This is a genomic window from Bacillus cereus group sp. MYBK222-1 (assembly GCF_051916425.1).
Lineage (GTDB): Bacteria > Bacillota > Bacilli > Bacillales > Bacillaceae_G > Bacillus_A > Bacillus_A paranthracis.
This window is the reverse complement of the sequence record NZ_JBQAGP010000006.1, coordinates 192003-209181: the sequence shown is the minus strand read 5'-3', so window position 1 is coordinate 209181 and position 17179 is coordinate 192003. Positions and strand designations below refer to the sequence as shown.

Below are 17179 nucleotides of genomic sequence, written 5' to 3'. Positions count from 1 at the left end.
CAGCGTTCATCCTGAGCCAGGATCAAACTCTCCAATAAAGTTAGTTTGTCTAGCATCTAAAATAAAAATTGACGTTTCACGTTGTTTGTTTCGTTCAGTTTTCAAAGAACTTGTCCATCGCTTCAGAAGCGACTTCATCATATTAACATCTTCATTTTTCGATGTCAACTAAGTTTTAAAATTTCTTTTTTGTCGTTTTCTACGTTTCCGCATCAGCGACGTTTATTAATATACCATCATGGTTTTTAAATAACAAGTGTTTTTTATAAAAAAACAAAAAAATTATCTACCCTCCTTTCTTCTATAGTAAAACCTTTTATTCTCTCTACTGAAAATAAGTATTTTGATTGTATACCAATACACTCTAATTAACCAAACTGCCTTCCATAATCCCTCCCACCTTTTCATTCTCTTCTACACTAGAGTCCACATTTAAAAAGAAAATAGCTTCGCCACTTCCTAATAATGCGAACATGCTGATTTTTTTGTTCCTCCACACAAATCATTACTAGTTGAAAGAGCCGGGTGGTTGACAGACAGCTCCCCCCAACCGAATTCGAGGTGAGAATCTTATCGTCCGACCAACGGCGGGATAGATAACGAAATTTCAACAAAACATCAACTTAAGATTATTGTTAGAATTTTTTTACATTTAATTAATGAAAAATATCCATTTTTTGTTATATAGTAGAAAGGACGTACTCAACTATAAATAACCCAATGGAGGAATTACTTTATGGATAGGTTAACAAAGTTTTCATTAAAAAACCGCGCCGCTGTTATCATCATGGTTTTTCTCATTTCCATACTCGGTGTTTATTCCGGGTCTAAATTACCTATGGAATTTTTACCTAGCATCGATAATCCCGCAGTCACCGTCACAACCTTATCTCCAGGACTCGACGCTGAAGCAATGACAAAAGAAGTAACCGATCCCCTTGAAAAACAATTTCGCAACTTAGAACACATCGACAACATCACCTCTTCTACTCACGAAGGATTATCACGCATCGATATCGCGTATACATCCAAAGCAAATATGAAAGATGCCACACGTGAAGTTGAAAAGGCCATTAATACAATTAAATTACCTAAAGATGCAACGAAACCGATAGTTAGCCAATTAAATACTTCTATGATTCCACTCGCTCAAATTGCAATCCAAAAGCAAAACGGATTTTCAAAAGCAGATGAAAAACAAATCGAAAAGGAAATCGTACCACAACTCGAAAGCATTGATGGCGTTGCCAACGTTATGTTTTTTGGAAAATCAACTTCCGAATTATCTATTATACTAGACCCAAACCAATTAAAAGATAAAAACGTAACAACGGAACAAATATTAAAGGTTTTACAAGGAAAAGAAACTTCCACTCCAGCTGGAGCTGTTACCGTTAATAAAGAAGAATATAACCTTCGTGTCATCGGGGATATAAAAAATGTAGATGACATTAAAAACATCACTGTTGCACCTCAAGTTAAATTACAAGATGTTGCTCAAATTGAACTTAAACAACACTATGACACAATCTCACATATAAATGGCGAAGAAGGCACTGGATTAATCATCATGAAAGAGCCAAGTAAAAACGCAGTTGCAATTGGAAAAGAAATCGATAAAAAAATTAAAGATATAAGTAAACAATATAAAGATCAGTTTTCTATTAAACTTTTAGCATCAACTCATGAACAAGTTGAAAATGCTGTTACTAGCATGGGAAAAGAAGTAATCCTTGGAGCAATTGCTGCAACTCTAATTATCTTAATCTTTTTACGCAATTTCCGAACGACACTCATCGCTGTTGTCAGTATTCCATTATCTATTTTATTAACACTCTTTTTACTACACCAATCTAACATCACACTTAACACTCTAACACTTGGTGGTTTAGCCGTTGCAGTTGGACGTCTCGTCGATGATAGCATCGTTGTCATTGAGAATATTTTCCGCCGGTTACAAAAGGAATCTTTCTCTAAAGATATTATTCTCGATGCAACGAAAGAGGTCGCCGTCGCAATTACTTCTTCCACCTTAACAACGGTTGCTGTTTTTCTACCTATCGGCCTCGTATCAGGAGTAATCGGAAAATTAATGTTACCTATGGTATTAGCGGTCGTATATTCTATACTATCGTCCTTAATCGTTGCACTAACAGTTGTTCCACTTATGGCTTTTTTACTACTCAAAAAAACAAAACACAAAAAGCCAAGTTATTCACCACGATATGTGGCTACATTAAAGTGGTCTCTTTCGCATAAATTCATTATTCTACTTACTTCTTTTTTATTATTCGCAGGATCGATTGCTGCCTATGTATTACTACCGAAAGCGAATATAAAATCTGAAGACGACACAATGTTATCTATTAATATGACTTTCCCAGCTGATTACGCTCCTGAAACACAAAAACAAAAAGCCTTTGATTTCGAAAAGAAGCTACTTTCTAATTCAGATGTAACGGATGTTATTTTACGAATGGGATCTAGCGCAGAAGATGCACAATGGGGGCAAACGACGAAAAATAATCTTGCCAGTATATTTGTAGTCTTCAAGAAAGGCTCTGATATTGATCAATATATTAAAGAGTTAAAAAAAGAACATAACGCTTTTGAACCCGCTGAACTTGATTATATAAAAACGAGTTATTCAAGCTCTGGCGGCGGCAATAATTTGCAATTCAACGTAACAGCCACTAACGAAACGAATTTAAAAAAGGCTGCTACTATCGTCGAAACAAAACTAAAAGATATGGATGATCTTTCTAAAGTAAAAACGAATTTAGAAGACTCTAAGAAAGAATGGCAAATCCATGTTGATCAAACAAAGGCCGAACAACTAGGATTAACACCAGAATTAGCAGCTCAACAAGTAGCATTCCTTATGAAGAAATCACCTATTGGTGAAGTTTCAATCAATAACGAAAAAACTACTATTATGATAGAACATAAAAAAGAAAGCATTACGAAACAAGAAGACATTTTAAACACAAACATACTATCACCTATTAATGGACCAATTCCTTTAAAAGACATTGCAACTATTTCAGAAAAGCAACTTCAAACAGAAATCTTCCATAAAGATGGAAAAGAAACCATTCAAATTACCGCAGAAGCTTCAAATGAAGACTTAAGTAAGGTAAGCGCAGAAGTGAACAAAGCGATAGCCGACTTAGATTTACCTAGCGGAGCCAAAGTAAATATCGCAGGCGCCACTGAATCTATGCAAGAGAACTTCACAGATTTATTCAAGATTATGGGGATTGCAATCGGGATTGTATATTTAATTATGGTTATTACCTTTGGGCAGGCGCGTGCTCCTTTTGCAATCTTGTTCTCCTTGCCATTAGCTGCTGTCGGCGGTATTTTAGGATTAATCATTTCAGGAACACCAGTTGATGTAAATTCCTTGATCGGCGCATTAATGTTAATCGGGATTGTCGTTACAAACGCTATCGTATTAATAGAAAGAGTACAACAAAACCGAGAACACGGTATGGAAACGAGAGAGGCCTTACTTGAAGCAGGTTCCACTAGATTACGCCCAATTATTATGACAGCTATTACAACAATCGTCGCTATGCTACCACTCCTATTTGGTCAATCACAAGCAGGAAGTATGGTATCGAAAAGTTTGGCAGTCGTTGTCATCGGCGGTTTAGCAGTCTCAACTGTCCTTACATTAGTAGTCGTTCCTGTAATGTATGAACTATTAGATAAAATCGGGAGAAAAAGACGCTCTCGTAGAAAAATAAATACTTCTACAGAAACACCTGATATTTAAACGAAAAAGCGTTATCTTCACGAATGAAGATAACGCTTTTTCTCTACCTACTCATATAATCCATCATTTTTTCTGCATACCGCTCTAGAGGTTCACTAGAATTCACAATAAGATATTCACTATTTAGAGGTCTTTTACTACCATTTAACCACTTTTTAAAAGCTACTTCCGACTCTACCTTTTCAATTTGACTGACCAGACGCTTACGTGTTTGTAGTCTCATATTAATCTCTTCCATATCATTCAGATAACACTCAATATATTTATATTTCACACCATGTTTATTAGACAGCTTAATTCCTTTTTCAACCATCCCTTTATATAGACATGGACTATCCAATATCACACTATGTCCTTGTTCTAAATATGAATCAATCAATGCCCATTCAGCATCATACGCAAGTCCACCAATAATCGTTGATTCAATACCTTTCACTTCTAGTGATCTTAACAATGCTGATTTCAAAACGTCATGATCTACAATTATAGCACCTGTTAACTCCCCTATATACTTAGAAACTGTAGATTTTCCCGATCCTGGAAAACCTGACATTTGCAGAAAAAACAAATTAAACCCACTCCCTCATTTTCATCTTTTTATCCCACTATTTGTGAGCAGTAAAACCCCACTGTTTTAAATTTCACTTTATCTATATAACGAATTACAAATTCAACAATCGCTATACCTTTTCCTTCTATATTAAAACGCAAAAAGAACCCCCTACTTATAAATAGAGAGTTCTTCTTTATAACTTATGCCGCTTTTACCTTCTTCGTCGTTTTACTTTTTCTTTTCGCTCCTGTAAAACGTTTGTGCAATATAGATGCTACTAAGCGTGAAATAACATTGAATAGCAATACCATAATAATTAATACAGCTGCAGACTTTGTCGCAATTAACTTCGCATCCGGAATAATTCCTTCAGAATTTAACTTCCAAATGTGAACCGCTAACGTTTCAGCTGGTCTAAATGGGTTTAAAGGATGAGCAGGACTTGAGAAGTCCGCTGCTGAATTTAAAATTGGAGATGTTAAACCCGCTGTATAAATTAATGCCGCCGCTTCACCAAATATACGACCTGCCGCTAAAATAACACCTGTAATAATTTGTGGTAGTGACGACGGAATAATAATACGAGTGATCGTTTGCCACTTTGTTGCACCTAATCCAAGACTCGCCTCTTTCACATTAGAAGGAACCTCTGAAATCGCATTTTCACAAACACGAGTTAAACCTGGCAAGTTTAAAATTGTTAAAGCAAGGGCACCACCCATTACTGTGTATCCCCATCCTGTCATTGTAACGAACACTAACAAACCGAATAAACCAACAACAATAGAAGGTAAAGATGCCATTGTCTCAATACATAAACGAACAAAGTTTAAAAAACGTCCTTGTTTTGCATACTCTGCTAAATATATTCCAGCGCCTAATCCGAGAGGAATAGATATAATAAGCGTTATAACAAGCATATAGAAAGAATTGAATAACTGCGGACCAATCCCACCACCAGCTCTTGTATTACTTGGTTCTCCAAACAAGAAATTAGGATCCCAAAAACCCCATCCCTTTTGTAAAATCTCAAACACTAAGAACACTAGTAAAGCTACAACTAAAGCCGCAACCGCATAAAAGATACCTGTCCAAACTTTATTTACCGTTCTTGCATTCATTATTATCGCTCACCTCTTTGCCCAATTGCTCGAATTACTAAAATAAACAGGAATGAAATAACAAGTAAAATCATTGCTAAAGTCCATAGCGCATTGTTCCAAGCAGTTCCGTTTAATGTATTTGTCATGTCCATTGTCAAAATACCAGTTAACGTTGCTGTCGGGCTATATATGCCTTCTGGTAATTTAACCGTATTCCCAATTACCATTTGAACCGCTAATGCTTCACCAAAAGCACGCGCTAAACCTAAAATAATACCTGTTAAAATCCCCTTTTTCGCAGCAGGAACAATCACTCGGCTAATCGCTTGCCATTTCGTTGATCCTAAACCATAAGAAGCTTCTAAATAATCAAATGGAACAGAGCGTATTGCATCAGAAGCGATACTAGCAATAGTAGGCAAAATCATTATACTTAATACAACAATACCTGCAATTAAACTAAAGCCCACTCCTCCAAACGAATCACGTAATAGCGGTACTAAAATTGTAACCCCTAATAATCCGTATACAACCGAAGGAATACCAACTAATAATTCTAAAACAGGCTTCAATACTTTATTTCCAAACTTCGGCGAAATTAAATTCATGAATATAGCAAGAGCTATAGCAATTGGCGCACTAATAATAACCGCACCTAACGAAACCACCGTTGAACCTACAATAAAAATTACAGCCCCGAAAGTTCCCTCATCAGCATTTGGACTCCATTTTGTCGATGTTAACATTTCAGTAAACGAGATACCACTTTGCGTAAATGATTGAATTCCTTTACCGCAAATAAATGCAATAATAGCTAATGTAACTAAAACAATAAAAATACCACAAAACGTAACAAGTGATCTTCCTATATATTCACTTTTCACGTAATTAATTTGTTTTTTCCCCTTCATCACAGGACAGACCCCACTTCATAAATTGAAATGAACAGGACTGGCCTTGCAGCCAGCCCCATAAATTTTATTACTTATTTAATTTAGACATTGGAATATAACCCATATCTTCTACTTGCTTTTCAAAATCTTTACCTTTTACATAGTCAATGTAAGCTTTTGTTGCTTCTTTTGCCTCACCTTTCGTTACCATGTACTCGTAAGACCAGAATGGATATTTACCAGACGCAATGTTTTCAACTTTTGGTTCAGCACCATCAATTTTCACTGTTTGTAGCGCACCTTTTTTCTCGCCAACCATGTAAGACATTGCTAAATAACTTACTGAACCTGGAGTAGAGTTAATCGCTTGTTCTACTGCACCGTTAGAATCTTGTGTAGTACCAGTTCCATCATTGATTTTCGCATCTTTCATAATTGTTTTTTCAAATGTAGCACGTGTACCAGAAGAAGCTGGACGATTGATTACGTTAATTTTTTCATCTTTCCCGCCTACCTCTTTCCAGTTTGTTACTTTTCCAGTGAAGATATCTTGTACTTGTTGTACTGTTAAATTATCAACTTTTACATCTTTATTTACGACAAGTGCGAATGCAATACCCGCTACCTTGTTATCTACTAATTCTTTCGCCTTATCAGCATCTTTTATTTTATCTGCAGATGGAACATCTGAGTTACCAATTTGGACCGCACCAGAAGCTACTTGGTTAATTCCAGTTCCACTACCGCCACCTTGCACTTGAATAGAAACGTTTGAATTTTTCTCCATAAATTTCTTTCCAGCTTCCTCTGCAAGAGGTTGAAGTGCTGTAGAGCCTGCAGCTGCTATCGTACCTGACAATTCTTGTTTTGCATTATCGCTTCCTTTAGCATCTTTACCTGATGTCTCTTCTGCTTTTCCACATCCCACTAATGAACTCGCTACCACTAAAGCTGCTAAAGAAAATTTAATACCCTTTTTCATGACCATGTCTTGTACCCCCATTTGGATTATCACTTTTCACATTTATCTACTTCTTTCGAACACAAATTCATTGTAGGACAATAATATTATGTGAGTGTTAAGCAATTTTTAATTTTAAGTAAATGACGATAATAATCCTTAAAAACTAGGAATCCCAACATTTATAGTTAAAGAACCCAACAAAATCCACACTAATTAAGCTGTAATGTAAATTTACTCTTAACAATGTAAATTAAATGTAAATGTTTTTCGCTCTTTTTTCCTTTTAATTAAAGTTACATTTACAATTCCGCTGTATTTTGTTACTTTTACACGCCTAATTTATGCACATTACATAGAATTTCAGTAATATTTTTTAGTACAACTAAATAAATTGGAACAATTCTAAAAATAAATGAATATTTTTAAAGTACCAATTGACAGCATCATCCAATGTAGTCTACTATATTACTAACAAAAAGTTTACCTAAGGAAACTTTTTAAACTTAAACTAACAATATAGAGATGAGGTAACTTTTATGGTATCGGCTAATATAAAACCACTTTCCGAATTTAAGACAGGAGAGTTTGTACAAATTGAGAAGATACAATTAGAAGGAACTATGAAACGACGTTTATTAGATTTAGGATTTATCCCAGGCGCAACAATTAAAGTATTACAACGCAGCCCACTTGGAGATCCGGTCGCTTATCAAGTAAGCAACACAACTATCGCACTACGCAAGGAAGAAAGTTCCCTTATTTTCGGGGTATTAATAGGAGATGATTTCAGATGAGCAAACATCGTATCGCTTTAGCTGGCAACCCAAATACCGGGAAAAGTACATTATTTAATACTTTAACAGGTTTAAAACAACATACTGGAAACTGGACAGGAAAAACTGTTTTAAAAGCTGAAGGAGAATATGAACATAACGGTAGTAAATATACATTAATAGATTTACCTGGGACTTACTCACTATATTCAAATTCTGCGGATGAAGAAGTAGCAAGGGATTATATTATATTTGAAAAACCAGAAGTAACTGTAGTTGTTGTAGATGCAACAGCAATGGAAAGAAATTTAAATTTAGCACTTCAAGTGATGGAAATGACGAGTAACGTAGTCATTTGTATTAACTTAATTGATGAAGCTGAGAAAAAAGGCATCGTTATCGATGAAAAAAAATTAGCAAAATCACTTGGTGTACCTGTAGTTAAGATTTCCGCTCGTAACCGAGTAGGCATCGGTCATTTACTAAATGTCATTGCTAAAGTAGCAAATAAAAAGCTAATTCCAGCACCAATTAAAGTTACTTATAGTGAAAAAATCGAAAATATGATTCGAGAATTAGAACCACAAATTTATAAAGTATTCGGTGATACGTATCCAGCACGTTGGATTGCATTACGTATATTAGATGGAGATAAAAATTTCTTAACTGCACTTGAAAAACATCATAACGAACCACTTGTAAGGGAGGTCGTAATCAATGGAATCTCACTCAGCCAGTAAAGCTCTTCCATTAGACTATATTATTCAACACGCTCAAACACTTTCAAAAGAAGATATACGAGATGATATTGTCGGAGATATTTATCGAACATCTGCAAGCATCTGTAAAGAATCTGTTCAATATACAAATACGGATAAATTATATCGTTCTGAAAAACTAGATAAAATTTTCACATCTCCAATATGGGGATTCCCAATTATGCTCGGTATTTTATCTATCATTTTTTATCTTACAATCGCTGGTGCTAACGTACCATCTGATATGATTGCTGAGTTTTTCGGATGGGCCGAAGGATATTTAACTTCTTGGTTCCAAGCAGCACACGCACCTGAATGGTTACATGGCATTTTAATACTTGGTTTATTCCGTGGTATCGGCGCTGTTATTAGCGTTATGTTACCACCTATGGCCATCTTTTTCCCTATGTTCGCACTATTAGAAAACTATGGATACTTACCACGCGTTGCGTTTAATATGGACCGCTTATTCAAACGCTCTGGTGCACACGGTAAACAATCTTTAACAATGGCAATGGGCTTTGGTTGTAACGCTGCAGCTATTATGTCAACACGTATTATTGAATCACCACGTGAACGTATGCTTGCAATCTTAACAAATAACTTCGTACCTTGTAACGGTCGCTGGCCTATGTTAATTTTAATGGCCTCATTATTTATGGCTGCTGGTTATACAGGTAGTATGCAAACACTTGTTACTGCCGGCGTTGTAGTTGGAATGGTTGTAATTGGTATCGTTATGACATTAACTGTTTCTTGGGTACTATCCAAAACAGCTTTAAAAGGCGTTCCAACCCACTACACACTTGAGTTACCGCCGTACCGTAAGCCAAAGGTTTGGAATACAATTGTGCGCGCAACACTCGATAAATCAGTTTATGTTTTAAAACGAGCTGTTGTTGTAGCTGCCCCTGCGGCTGCATTAACTTGGTTACTAGCTAATATTTTCATCGGTGACACAAGCTTACTTATGTATTTTGTAAATTTTCTAGATCCATTTGCTAAAATGTTAGGACTTGACGGCTTTATTCTAGCTGCTTTCATTCTTGGACTACCAGCGAATGAAATTGTTATCCCGATTTTATTAATGTCTTACTTATCAACCGGAGCTTTAACTGAAATAGATGATTTTAATCAAATTAAAAATTTATTCTTAGAAAATGGTTGGACTTGGTTAACAGCGTTAAACACAATGTTGTTCTCACTTCTTCATTTCCCATGTGGAACGACACTGGTTAACATATATAAAGAAACAAAAAGTGCAAAATGGACATTCTTATCGTTTGCAATCCCTACCGTTATCGCAATTGTTGTGACATTCCTCTCTACACAATTGGTACATTGGTTAGGGCTTGTATAAAAACAAAGCATACATAGAAGGTATCCCCCTTCACATATGCTTTGCACGAAAGAAACCTGAAATCATTCAGGTTTCTTTTTTTGTATATCAGTATTCCAAGGCTGTGCTCCATACGTTGTAATTTTTTTATGAATGTAGTATATAGCTCCTGGAAGAACTGCCATTAATATTGTGCAACTAATCCCCAATCCAGTAAACACCTTCCATCACCTTACTTTACTCTTTTTGGTAAAGCTGAACCCGTATGTTCAATTGTTGGATGAACATGAACAGTAACCTCAGCATCACTAAAGTAATTTTCACCTTGATCCCAATTCTTACTTATTTTTTTCCACTCTTTATAATTATGCCGCTTATACACTTCCCCTAATTCTAATACATCTACCTTATATTTTTTTTGAACAAGCTGAACGGATTTTCGGATGCGCGTCTCCATTTCCTTCGAAATATCCTTCTCTAAACGTTTTTCATTCAAGACCTTTTTATGATCACTAAAGTGTAACTCAGCTATTGTACCTTCCAAAAATAAGTGAATATTAAACTTTGGTTTTGTAACATTTGTTGTAGATACTTTAATTTTCCGACGCAACTTATGAATTTCATATGTAATAAGTTGATTCTTTTTGCGGATAGTAAAAAAACCTCCAATTTTTTTACCTACTATATAATTCATTCCTAATGTTTCTTCCCCATTCAAACTACCTACACACTTATTATCCTTCCCACGAAACAACGCTGCCCCGTTCATTTGTACACCTTGCTTTGTTAATTCAAGAATAGGTAATACGAAGCTTCGGCTCGCAATCATCTTTTCCTGAACCTCACCAATTCTTGCAGCCTCAATCATTTGGGCATTTTTCGGAGGATGTTCAGCTAACATATCAATATACTGTGCCGGTAAATTTTCAGGTTTTGCACTCTGTTTTAAAATAGATTCGGCATTCTTCTTCGAAACAAACAAACGAATATTTCTCCTCATTTCATGATCGCGAATATATACATCTAACGTATTTTGCAAAACATACGGATTCGCCAGTAATTCTTCCGAAAAAATAATCACTTGTATATGCGGAAAAAATAATGTTCGACTAATTTTTTTAGCAATAATTCGGATTTGCTCAAAGACACTATCTGCTTTCGCACTCACATTAATATAATTTTCACTATCTCCACCACCTTGTCCCCCTTGTTGCGCTAGCTTACTGGGAAGCACCATCTGATACGTCCCTTTCATAATCGGATTCGATTTCTTTTTTTTCGCGATATCATAGGCTGCACCTACTACAAATCCTCTTTCTTCTATTTCTTCTAGCTCAGAACACCCACTGATAGATCCAACTAAAACCATAAGCATTATAATTTTAAGAAGGTGTTTCATTTCTACCATTCCTTCTTCTTATTTTATATACAATAAAAACTAACAAAGGTGCTAACACGACAAACCCCATATCTATCCAAGCTAAATAAGTTCCATAATTTGATAAAGCATTTAAACTACTAGGTATCATATTCACCATAAAAATAATCGGGGCACTTACAAAAATGAAAATATGTTTCTTCACTTTGGGAAACATAGCGCAAAATAATAATGATGCGACATCATAATACATGGCCGTAGTGTTATAAATAGTAATAATCCAAGTTGTAAAAAAAATTGCATCAAATCTTTCTAAAAACCCTCCACCAATTTCAATTTCTTTCCCTAATTCAATTGTTGGGTACGTCAATCCACGAGTTGTCATATACGTAAAAACACTAATACAAGTTACATAAATTAAAATGTACGACAACACATTTACCATTACCGCTTTCGCAACTGCCATTGGTGCTTTTTTTGCCGCCTTATCATTCAGCAACACAGCATAAAACAGAGCTACTTCAAATCCAATAAACGTAAAAATAGAATTTTTAACTCCAACAGCATATTGACTCACTTCCGTTTGAAAGGCTGGTAGTAAATTATTTATTTCCATTAAATTTATATTCAATAAAGAAAGAAGCACTATCGCAATTAAAACAATAGGTAAAAATAGAACATTTAACCTTAATAAAGCTGCTCTAGATCCTGCTATTCCATAAATAACAACTAATAAGAAGAAGAAAGACAGTAGTTGTATTGGTGTATCACTAAACAAATACGTTTGGGAAATAATTGAAATCATTCGCGATTCATATGCTGTCAACGCAGCAAACGTTAATACTAAAACGCTGCTAATCGTGTATGCAACAGGCTTTGTCAAATGCGCACTCGTATATTGAACAAAGTTTTGTTTCGGGAATAAAATAGCTACCCTCGTTACAAACCAACCTAAAACTGCACACACCAATCCACCCAAAAGCAAAATAATCCAACCGTCCGAAAATAAAGTTTGGTTAGCGATATCTCTTGGCATAGACAATGCTCCTATACCAATAATGGTCGAAGATACCGCAAACCCAATTTCCCGAGATCCAATCTCTTCATCGCCATACTCAAATGGTTTCAATTATTCTCGCTCCTTTGGACGTATTGTAGAATCCTTCGTTTGTAAATATTCCGGTCTCTCTTTCAACATTGATTTCGGCAAACGAATAAGCTCTTCTTTCCAATCTTTATAGAATGCGGGAGCAATTGGAGTTGTATACGGCACACCAACACTTGTTAAATTTGTAATATGAACAGCAAGCGCAATAAGAGCTAGAATGATTCCATACAACCCAAAAGCCGTTGCTGCTAATACAAAGACGAAAAGTAAAATTCGAAACGTAATTGTGATGCTATACACCGGAAGTGAAAATGTAGCAATAGCTGTAACCGCAATAATGATAACTAAAAATGGATTTACAATTCCTGCATTCACCGCTGCCTCTCCAATTACAAGACCACCTACAATCCCAATTGTTTGTCCCATCGGTTTCGGCAACCTAATTCCTGCTTCTCGTATTAACTCCATCGTTAATGCCATCATTAACGTTTCAATATAGGCAGGAAAAGGAACACCTTCTCTTGCTCCAGCAATCGAATAAGCCAATTTAGAAGGAATAAGTCCTTGGTGATACGAGACGAGCGCTACATACATCGCTGGCATTAAAATTGCAACTATACCAGAACCCATCCGCAAAATTCTTAATAAAGTCCCTATTACCCAACGCTCATAATGATCTTCCACAGATTGAAAAATATCAACAAACACTAGCGGAGCTATAAGGGCAAAGGGAGATCCATCCACCAAAATAGCTGCCTTTCCTTTCGTTAATGAGGCCACAATATTATCAGGCCTTTCCGTATTCAAAAACTGCGGAAACGGCGACAAATTATTATCTTGAATTAATTGCTCAATTGTACCCGTCTCAAAAACGACATCTGTCACTATGGATTGAAGACGCCGATCTAGCTCTTTTACAATGTAAGGATTAATAATGTCTTCTATATATACTAAAGTCACTTCTTTTTGGGATCTCTTTCCCATAATATAAGATTGAAATCTCAGCTTTGGGTCACGTAAACTACGGCGAATTAATACTTTATTCACGTTAATATCTTCATTTAATCCAATTCTCGGTCCACGTATTAAATCTTCTGTTACTGGCGGTTCTAAACTTCTTTTTTCCCAAGCCCTACTATTAATTACGATAGCGGTTTGAATATTATCAATTAATATAACTGTATCTCCCGCTAAAATCGCATTTATAATATCCGGCAACGTTGTCTTCTTACCAACTTCTGCAATAGAAATAAAGCGATCCAATAATGTTTGAACAACAGCTTCGTCTTTTTGTATTTCTTCATATTGAAGTGTACGAACTACATATTTATAAACATTATCCTTATCTGTTAACCCACATAAAAAGACAACAGCACAACGTGTAAAACTACCGGCAAGGGCAACTTCCCTAATTGTTAAATCATTCGGCGAACCTAACTCATCTCTAATTTCTTTCATAACTTCAAATAAGTTACCTTTTAGCTCTAACAAGTCCCCCACCTAACTTCCTTTTCAACAAGTTTTTAGTTAGATTCCGCTAATAGAAGAAAATATATACAAAAAAAGAGCTATCTCTTTTCAAAGATAGCTCTAGCATACGAATTACTTTTCTACTATTATATTGTCTTTCTTTATAGATACATTTTTAGTGAATCCGCTAACGATAAACATCACAATCATATTTATTAATAACGCAACTATACCTACATTTAAATCTTTTATATATTGAGGGAAACCCGGAAACATCGTAGCTATAGTTGAACCAGATAAAGTAATATACGCAACCACTAACAACCCAATCCCCATCCCTGCAATTGCTCCTTGCTTCGTAATAACCTGACGTGGAAACAAACTACATACAAGTGCCGGGAAAAGTTGTGTCACTATACTATATCCCATTAAAAGAAGTGCCCCTATCGTTTCTCCACCTTTAAAAGTAAACAAAACAGCTACAAGCGTTACTACAGGAACAAATAATTTCGCTACTTTTGCCACTTGTCGATCCGAGGCAGATGGGACCATTGTTCGGTAAATATTTTTCGCTAATAATGTAGAAGCGGCCATGACAAGCATAGAACCTGGAACTAATGCCGTTAAAACTCCAGCACTACCAATAACCCCAATAAACCAAGGATCAAAAGTTTGAAGAGCCAGACGGAATAACGAAAGGTCTACATCCCCTCCCTTTAATCCAGGAACTTGCAAGATAGCTGCGAACCCTGCAAAGAACACGAAAAGTAAAACTAAAGAGTACAGTGGCATAATGGCCGCATTTTTACGAAATACTTTTTCATTTTTTGCAGAGAAAGCAGAGGCAAATGTATGGGGCCACATATAGAAACCGAGAGCTGTTAATACAATAGTAGAAACAAACCAAGAAATGCTCATTCCTTCATCAGGTAAAGATAAAAATCCTGGTTTTGCTGCTTCTACAGCTTCAAACATCGGCTGAAATCCTCCGTAATAATGGTACGGTAAATATATACCTAAAAACATAACGATAAACAGGATCATAATATCCTTCAAAGCGGCCGTCCAAGCAGAGCCGTGTATACCTGAAACCATTACATATATTGTTATAACAATTGCGCCAATCCACACTGCGATAACTGGTGATACCCTTCCGTAAGACGCTTCCGAAACGATAATTCCTAATCCTTTTAACTGTAAAACAAGGTATGGGATAATCGAAATAACCCCAATGATAGAAACGATAAGGCCAAGTGCCTGACTCTTATATTTCTTCACAAAAAAATCTGGCTGCGAAACTAGATTATGCTCTTTTGCATACTTCCAAACTGGTGGTAATAAAAAATAAGATAAAATATAAGCTAACGCACCATAACCTAAAATATAAAAAGTAGGTGCTCCTTTACTATACGCCCATCCACTTCCACCTAAAAATGTGAATGTCGTATAAATTTCACCTGCCATAAGAAGAAAAACAAAAATAGTACCAAAGCCTCTTCCTCCAACTGACCATTGCTCTAAATTCATATCTTTTCCATGTTGCGCCCGAATTCCCAAAAATAGTGCGAGAAACAAAAATAAAATAATGATAAGTAATGCGGTCATTTTACATCCCCCTTATTAGCAGGATCAAATACGTATACAATCCCCATACAAAGAGATGTAATAAGCACTGATAATAATATCCAAAATAATAAAAATGGCATCCCTAATATGTAAGGAGTAACTGAATTAGCAAATACGGGGCCAACAACTAAACAAAAAACTGGAATAAGCGCTAATACGTGTATTTTCTTCATCTCATTCTCCTTTACTTATGAAATTCATAATCGATGATACAAAGACTTGCACGCCAATTGGTAATGCATCTTCATCAATCGTAAAACGAGGATGATGGTGAGGATATATAATTCCTTTCTCTTTATTTCCTGCTCCGATAAAAAAGAATGTCCCTGGTGCTTTTTGTAAAAACGCTGAAAAATCTTCTCCAGCCATCGTGGACTGTAAACGAGTAACTCGCTCTCTTCCATAAAGCTGTAATGCTGTTTGCTCAATAATCTCTGTCACTTCATAATCATTTACTACTGGACGATATCCATATTCATAAGAAAAGGTATATTTCGCTCCATAAGCTTCCGTCACATGCTTTACAATCTGTTCAATTCTTTTCTCTGTTTCTTCTCGCAACTCATGTCTTAAACTCCGCACTGTCCCTTCAATCTCCGCTTGTTCTGGAATCACATTATGAGTTGTCCCAGCGTGAAATTGCGTAACAGATACTACAAGAGAATCTAACGGATTCGTGAGGCGAGAGACAATTTGCTGAAGTTGCGAAACCACTTGTGTACCAATTGCAATACTATCAACTGTTTCATGAGGGATTCCAGCATGTCCACCTTTTCCTTCTATTATAATTTTAAAAACATCTGGGGCAGCCATTGCAGGACCATAAATTACACCTACTTTTCCAACCTCTAACGATGCCCAAAGGTGAGCACCAATAATATAATCGACCCCTTCCATTACACCCGCTGCAACCATTTCCTCTGCACCGCCAGGAAAGTTTTCTTCAGCATGTTGGAATAGAAAACGAATCTCCCCTTTAATTTTCTCTCTTGCTTCTACTAACTTATGTACAACTCCAAGTAATATCGCTATATGTCCATCATGGCCACATGCATGCATTACACCCGGATATGTAGAAATAAAGTCAAACTCATTTTCTTCATGAATAGGAAGAGCATCCATGTCAGCACGAACCGCAATGGTTTTACCAGGCTGCTTACCAATTAATCTTGCCATTACACTATATTTAGTAGGTCTTGATACTTCTAAATGTGGAATTTTCCGAAGTATGTCAAACACAAACTGCGATGTTTTCTCTTCTTGAAAAGATAACTCTGGATACTTATGAAAATGTCTTCTCCACTCAATCAATTGATTTTTCGATACAACTAGTTCCTTCGCTACATCCATTTCTCTTCTCCCCTTCTTCACCAAGTTAAATGTTATTATAACGTGAATTGTTAACTTTTAAAAGAATCTTCTGAATTTTCTAT

Annotated in this window: 16 protein-coding genes; 4 read left to right on the top strand and 12 right to left on the bottom strand. The window is 35.9% G+C overall.

All coding sequences use genetic code 11. The features are described from left to right. Positions 1 to 6: 6 nt before the first annotated feature. Positions 7 to 141, bottom strand: coding sequence for a hypothetical protein (locus ACTFR9_RS22460; protein WP_254916515.1), 135 nt, complete (start codon positions 139 to 141; stop codon positions 7 to 9). 595 nt (positions 142 to 736) lie between these two features. Here ACTFR9_RS22460 and ACTFR9_RS22455 point away from each other — a divergent pair. Next, entirely contained in the window at positions 737 to 3781 is a 3045-nt protein-coding gene (locus tag ACTFR9_RS22455) for an efflux RND transporter permease subunit (RefSeq protein ID WP_000375579.1), read from the top strand. Between the two features lie 43 nt (positions 3782 to 3824). Here the strand turns inward: ACTFR9_RS22455 and ACTFR9_RS22450 are convergent, their stop codons facing one another. The 4 genes from ACTFR9_RS22450 to ACTFR9_RS22435 form a co-directional block, all read right to left on the bottom strand. Beyond that, a complete protein-coding gene (locus ACTFR9_RS22450; RefSeq protein WP_000465770.1) occupies positions 3825 to 4349 on the bottom strand; it encodes an AAA family ATPase in 525 nt (174 codons plus the stop codon). A 185-nt stretch (positions 4350 to 4534) separates the two neighbouring features. Further along, positions 4535 to 5455, bottom strand: coding sequence for a phosphate ABC transporter permease PstA (gene pstA, locus ACTFR9_RS22445; RefSeq protein ID WP_000994142.1), 921 nt, complete (start codon positions 5453 to 5455; stop codon positions 4535 to 4537). Positions 5456 to 5457: 2 nt separating this feature from the next. Then, a complete protein-coding gene (pstC, locus tag ACTFR9_RS22440) occupies positions 5458 to 6348 on the bottom strand; it encodes a phosphate ABC transporter permease subunit PstC (RefSeq protein ID WP_229136724.1) in 891 nt (296 codons plus the stop codon). Between the two features lie 70 nt (positions 6349 to 6418). Beyond that, a complete protein-coding gene (locus ACTFR9_RS22435) occupies positions 6419 to 7318 on the bottom strand; it encodes a phosphate ABC transporter substrate-binding protein PstS (RefSeq protein WP_229136721.1) in 900 nt (299 codons plus the stop codon). 512 nt (positions 7319 to 7830) lie between these two features. On the opposite strand from ACTFR9_RS22435, the gene ACTFR9_RS22430 reads away from it, so the two are divergent. The 3 genes from ACTFR9_RS22430 to ACTFR9_RS22420 are packed head-to-tail and all read left to right on the top strand — an operon-like array spanning position 7831 to position 10185. Continuing rightward, positions 7831 to 8088 (top strand): FeoA family protein, encoded by a 258-nt coding sequence (locus tag ACTFR9_RS22430; RefSeq protein WP_000252984.1) that lies wholly within the window; start codon positions 7831 to 7833, stop codon positions 8086 to 8088. Beyond that, positions 8085 to 8807, top strand: a complete 723-nt coding sequence (locus ACTFR9_RS22425) for a FeoB small GTPase domain-containing protein (RefSeq protein ID WP_000033860.1) — start codon at positions 8085 to 8087, stop codon at positions 8805 to 8807. The genes ACTFR9_RS22430 and ACTFR9_RS22425 overlap by 4 nt, the downstream gene beginning before the upstream one ends. Beyond that, a complete protein-coding gene (locus ACTFR9_RS22420) occupies positions 8785 to 10185 on the top strand; it encodes a nucleoside recognition domain-containing protein (protein WP_000443601.1) in 1401 nt (466 codons plus the stop codon). The genes ACTFR9_RS22425 and ACTFR9_RS22420 overlap by 23 nt, the downstream gene beginning before the upstream one ends. A 62-nt stretch (positions 10186 to 10247) precedes the next feature. Here ACTFR9_RS22420 and ACTFR9_RS22415 read toward each other — a convergent pair whose 3' ends face one another. From ACTFR9_RS22415 to ACTFR9_RS22385, 7 genes are all read right to left on the bottom strand, one after another. Then, entirely contained in the window at positions 10248 to 10385 is a 138-nt protein-coding gene (locus ACTFR9_RS22415; RefSeq protein WP_000493994.1) for a hypothetical protein, read from the bottom strand. An 11-nt stretch (positions 10386 to 10396) separates the two neighbouring features. Continuing rightward, on the bottom strand, positions 10397 to 11563 hold the full coding sequence (locus tag ACTFR9_RS22410; protein ID WP_033687823.1) for a Ger(x)C family spore germination protein: 1167 nt from the start codon (positions 11561 to 11563) through the stop codon (positions 10397 to 10399). Continuing rightward, positions 11547 to 12671: a spore germination protein GerLB gene (gene gerLB / locus ACTFR9_RS22405; protein WP_000802024.1), complete on the bottom strand. Its 1125-nt coding sequence runs from the start codon at positions 12669 to 12671 to the stop codon at positions 11547 to 11549. The genes ACTFR9_RS22410 and gerLB overlap by 17 nt, the downstream gene beginning before the upstream one ends. Then, entirely contained in the window at positions 12672 to 14150 is a 1479-nt protein-coding gene (gene gerLA / locus ACTFR9_RS22400) for a spore germination protein GerLA (protein WP_001996708.1), read from the bottom strand. It abuts the gene before it with no gap. A 102-nt stretch (positions 14151 to 14252) separates the two neighbouring features. Beyond that, positions 14253 to 15725 carry a sodium:solute symporter family protein gene (locus ACTFR9_RS22395; RefSeq protein WP_073541545.1) on the bottom strand — a complete coding sequence of 491 codons (1473 nt, stop codon included), beginning with the start codon at positions 15723 to 15725 and terminating at the stop codon, positions 14253 to 14255. Further along, on the bottom strand, positions 15722 to 15919 hold the full coding sequence (locus ACTFR9_RS22390) for a DUF3311 domain-containing protein (protein WP_000719858.1): 198 nt from the start codon (positions 15917 to 15919) through the stop codon (positions 15722 to 15724). The genes ACTFR9_RS22395 and ACTFR9_RS22390 overlap by 4 nt, the downstream gene beginning before the upstream one ends. A 1-nt stretch (position 15920) precedes the next feature. Continuing rightward, entirely contained in the window at positions 15921 to 17096 is a 1176-nt protein-coding gene (locus tag ACTFR9_RS22385; RefSeq protein WP_440049020.1) for an amidohydrolase, read from the bottom strand. Between the last annotated feature and the right edge of the window lie 83 nt (positions 17097 to 17179).

What these genes read in the sequence shown, in the direction of transcription:
- ACTFR9_RS22420 (WP_000443601.1), top strand. Translation starts at nt 8,785, where the DNA reads ATGGAATCTCACTCAGCCAGTAAAGCTCTTCCATTAGACTATATTATT.
- ACTFR9_RS22455 (WP_000375579.1), top strand. Translation starts at nt 737, where the DNA reads ATGGATAGGTTAACAAAGTTTTCATTAAAAAACCGCGCCGCTGTTATC.
- ACTFR9_RS22425 (WP_000033860.1), top strand. Translation starts at nt 8,085, where the DNA reads ATGAGCAAACATCGTATCGCTTTAGCTGGCAACCCAAATACCGGGAAA.
- ACTFR9_RS22385 (WP_440049020.1), bottom strand. Translation starts at nt 17,096, where the DNA reads ATGGATGTAGCGAAGGAACTAGTTGTATCGAAAAATCAATTGATTGAG.
- ACTFR9_RS22430 (WP_000252984.1), top strand. Translation starts at nt 7,831, where the DNA reads ATGGTATCGGCTAATATAAAACCACTTTCCGAATTTAAGACAGGAGAG.
- ACTFR9_RS22435 (WP_229136721.1), bottom strand. Translation starts at nt 7,318, where the DNA reads ATGGTCATGAAAAAGGGTATTAAATTTTCTTTAGCAGCTTTAGTGGTA.
- ACTFR9_RS22390 (WP_000719858.1), bottom strand. Translation starts at nt 15,919, where the DNA reads ATGAAGAAAATACACGTATTAGCGCTTATTCCAGTTTTTTGTTTAGTT.
- pstC (WP_229136724.1), bottom strand. Translation starts at nt 6,348, where the DNA reads ATGAAGGGGAAAAAACAAATTAATTACGTGAAAAGTGAATATATAGGA.
- ACTFR9_RS22410 (WP_033687823.1), bottom strand. Translation starts at nt 11,563, where the DNA reads ATGAAACACCTTCTTAAAATTATAATGCTTATGGTTTTAGTTGGATCT.
- ACTFR9_RS22460 (WP_254916515.1), bottom strand. Translation starts at nt 141, where the DNA reads ATGATGAAGTCGCTTCTGAAGCGATGGACAAGTTCTTTGAAAACTGAA.
- ACTFR9_RS22395 (WP_073541545.1), bottom strand. Translation starts at nt 15,725, where the DNA reads ATGACCGCATTACTTATCATTATTTTATTTTTGTTTCTCGCACTATTT.
- pstA (WP_000994142.1), bottom strand. Translation starts at nt 5,455, where the DNA reads ATGAATGCAAGAACGGTAAATAAAGTTTGGACAGGTATCTTTTATGCG.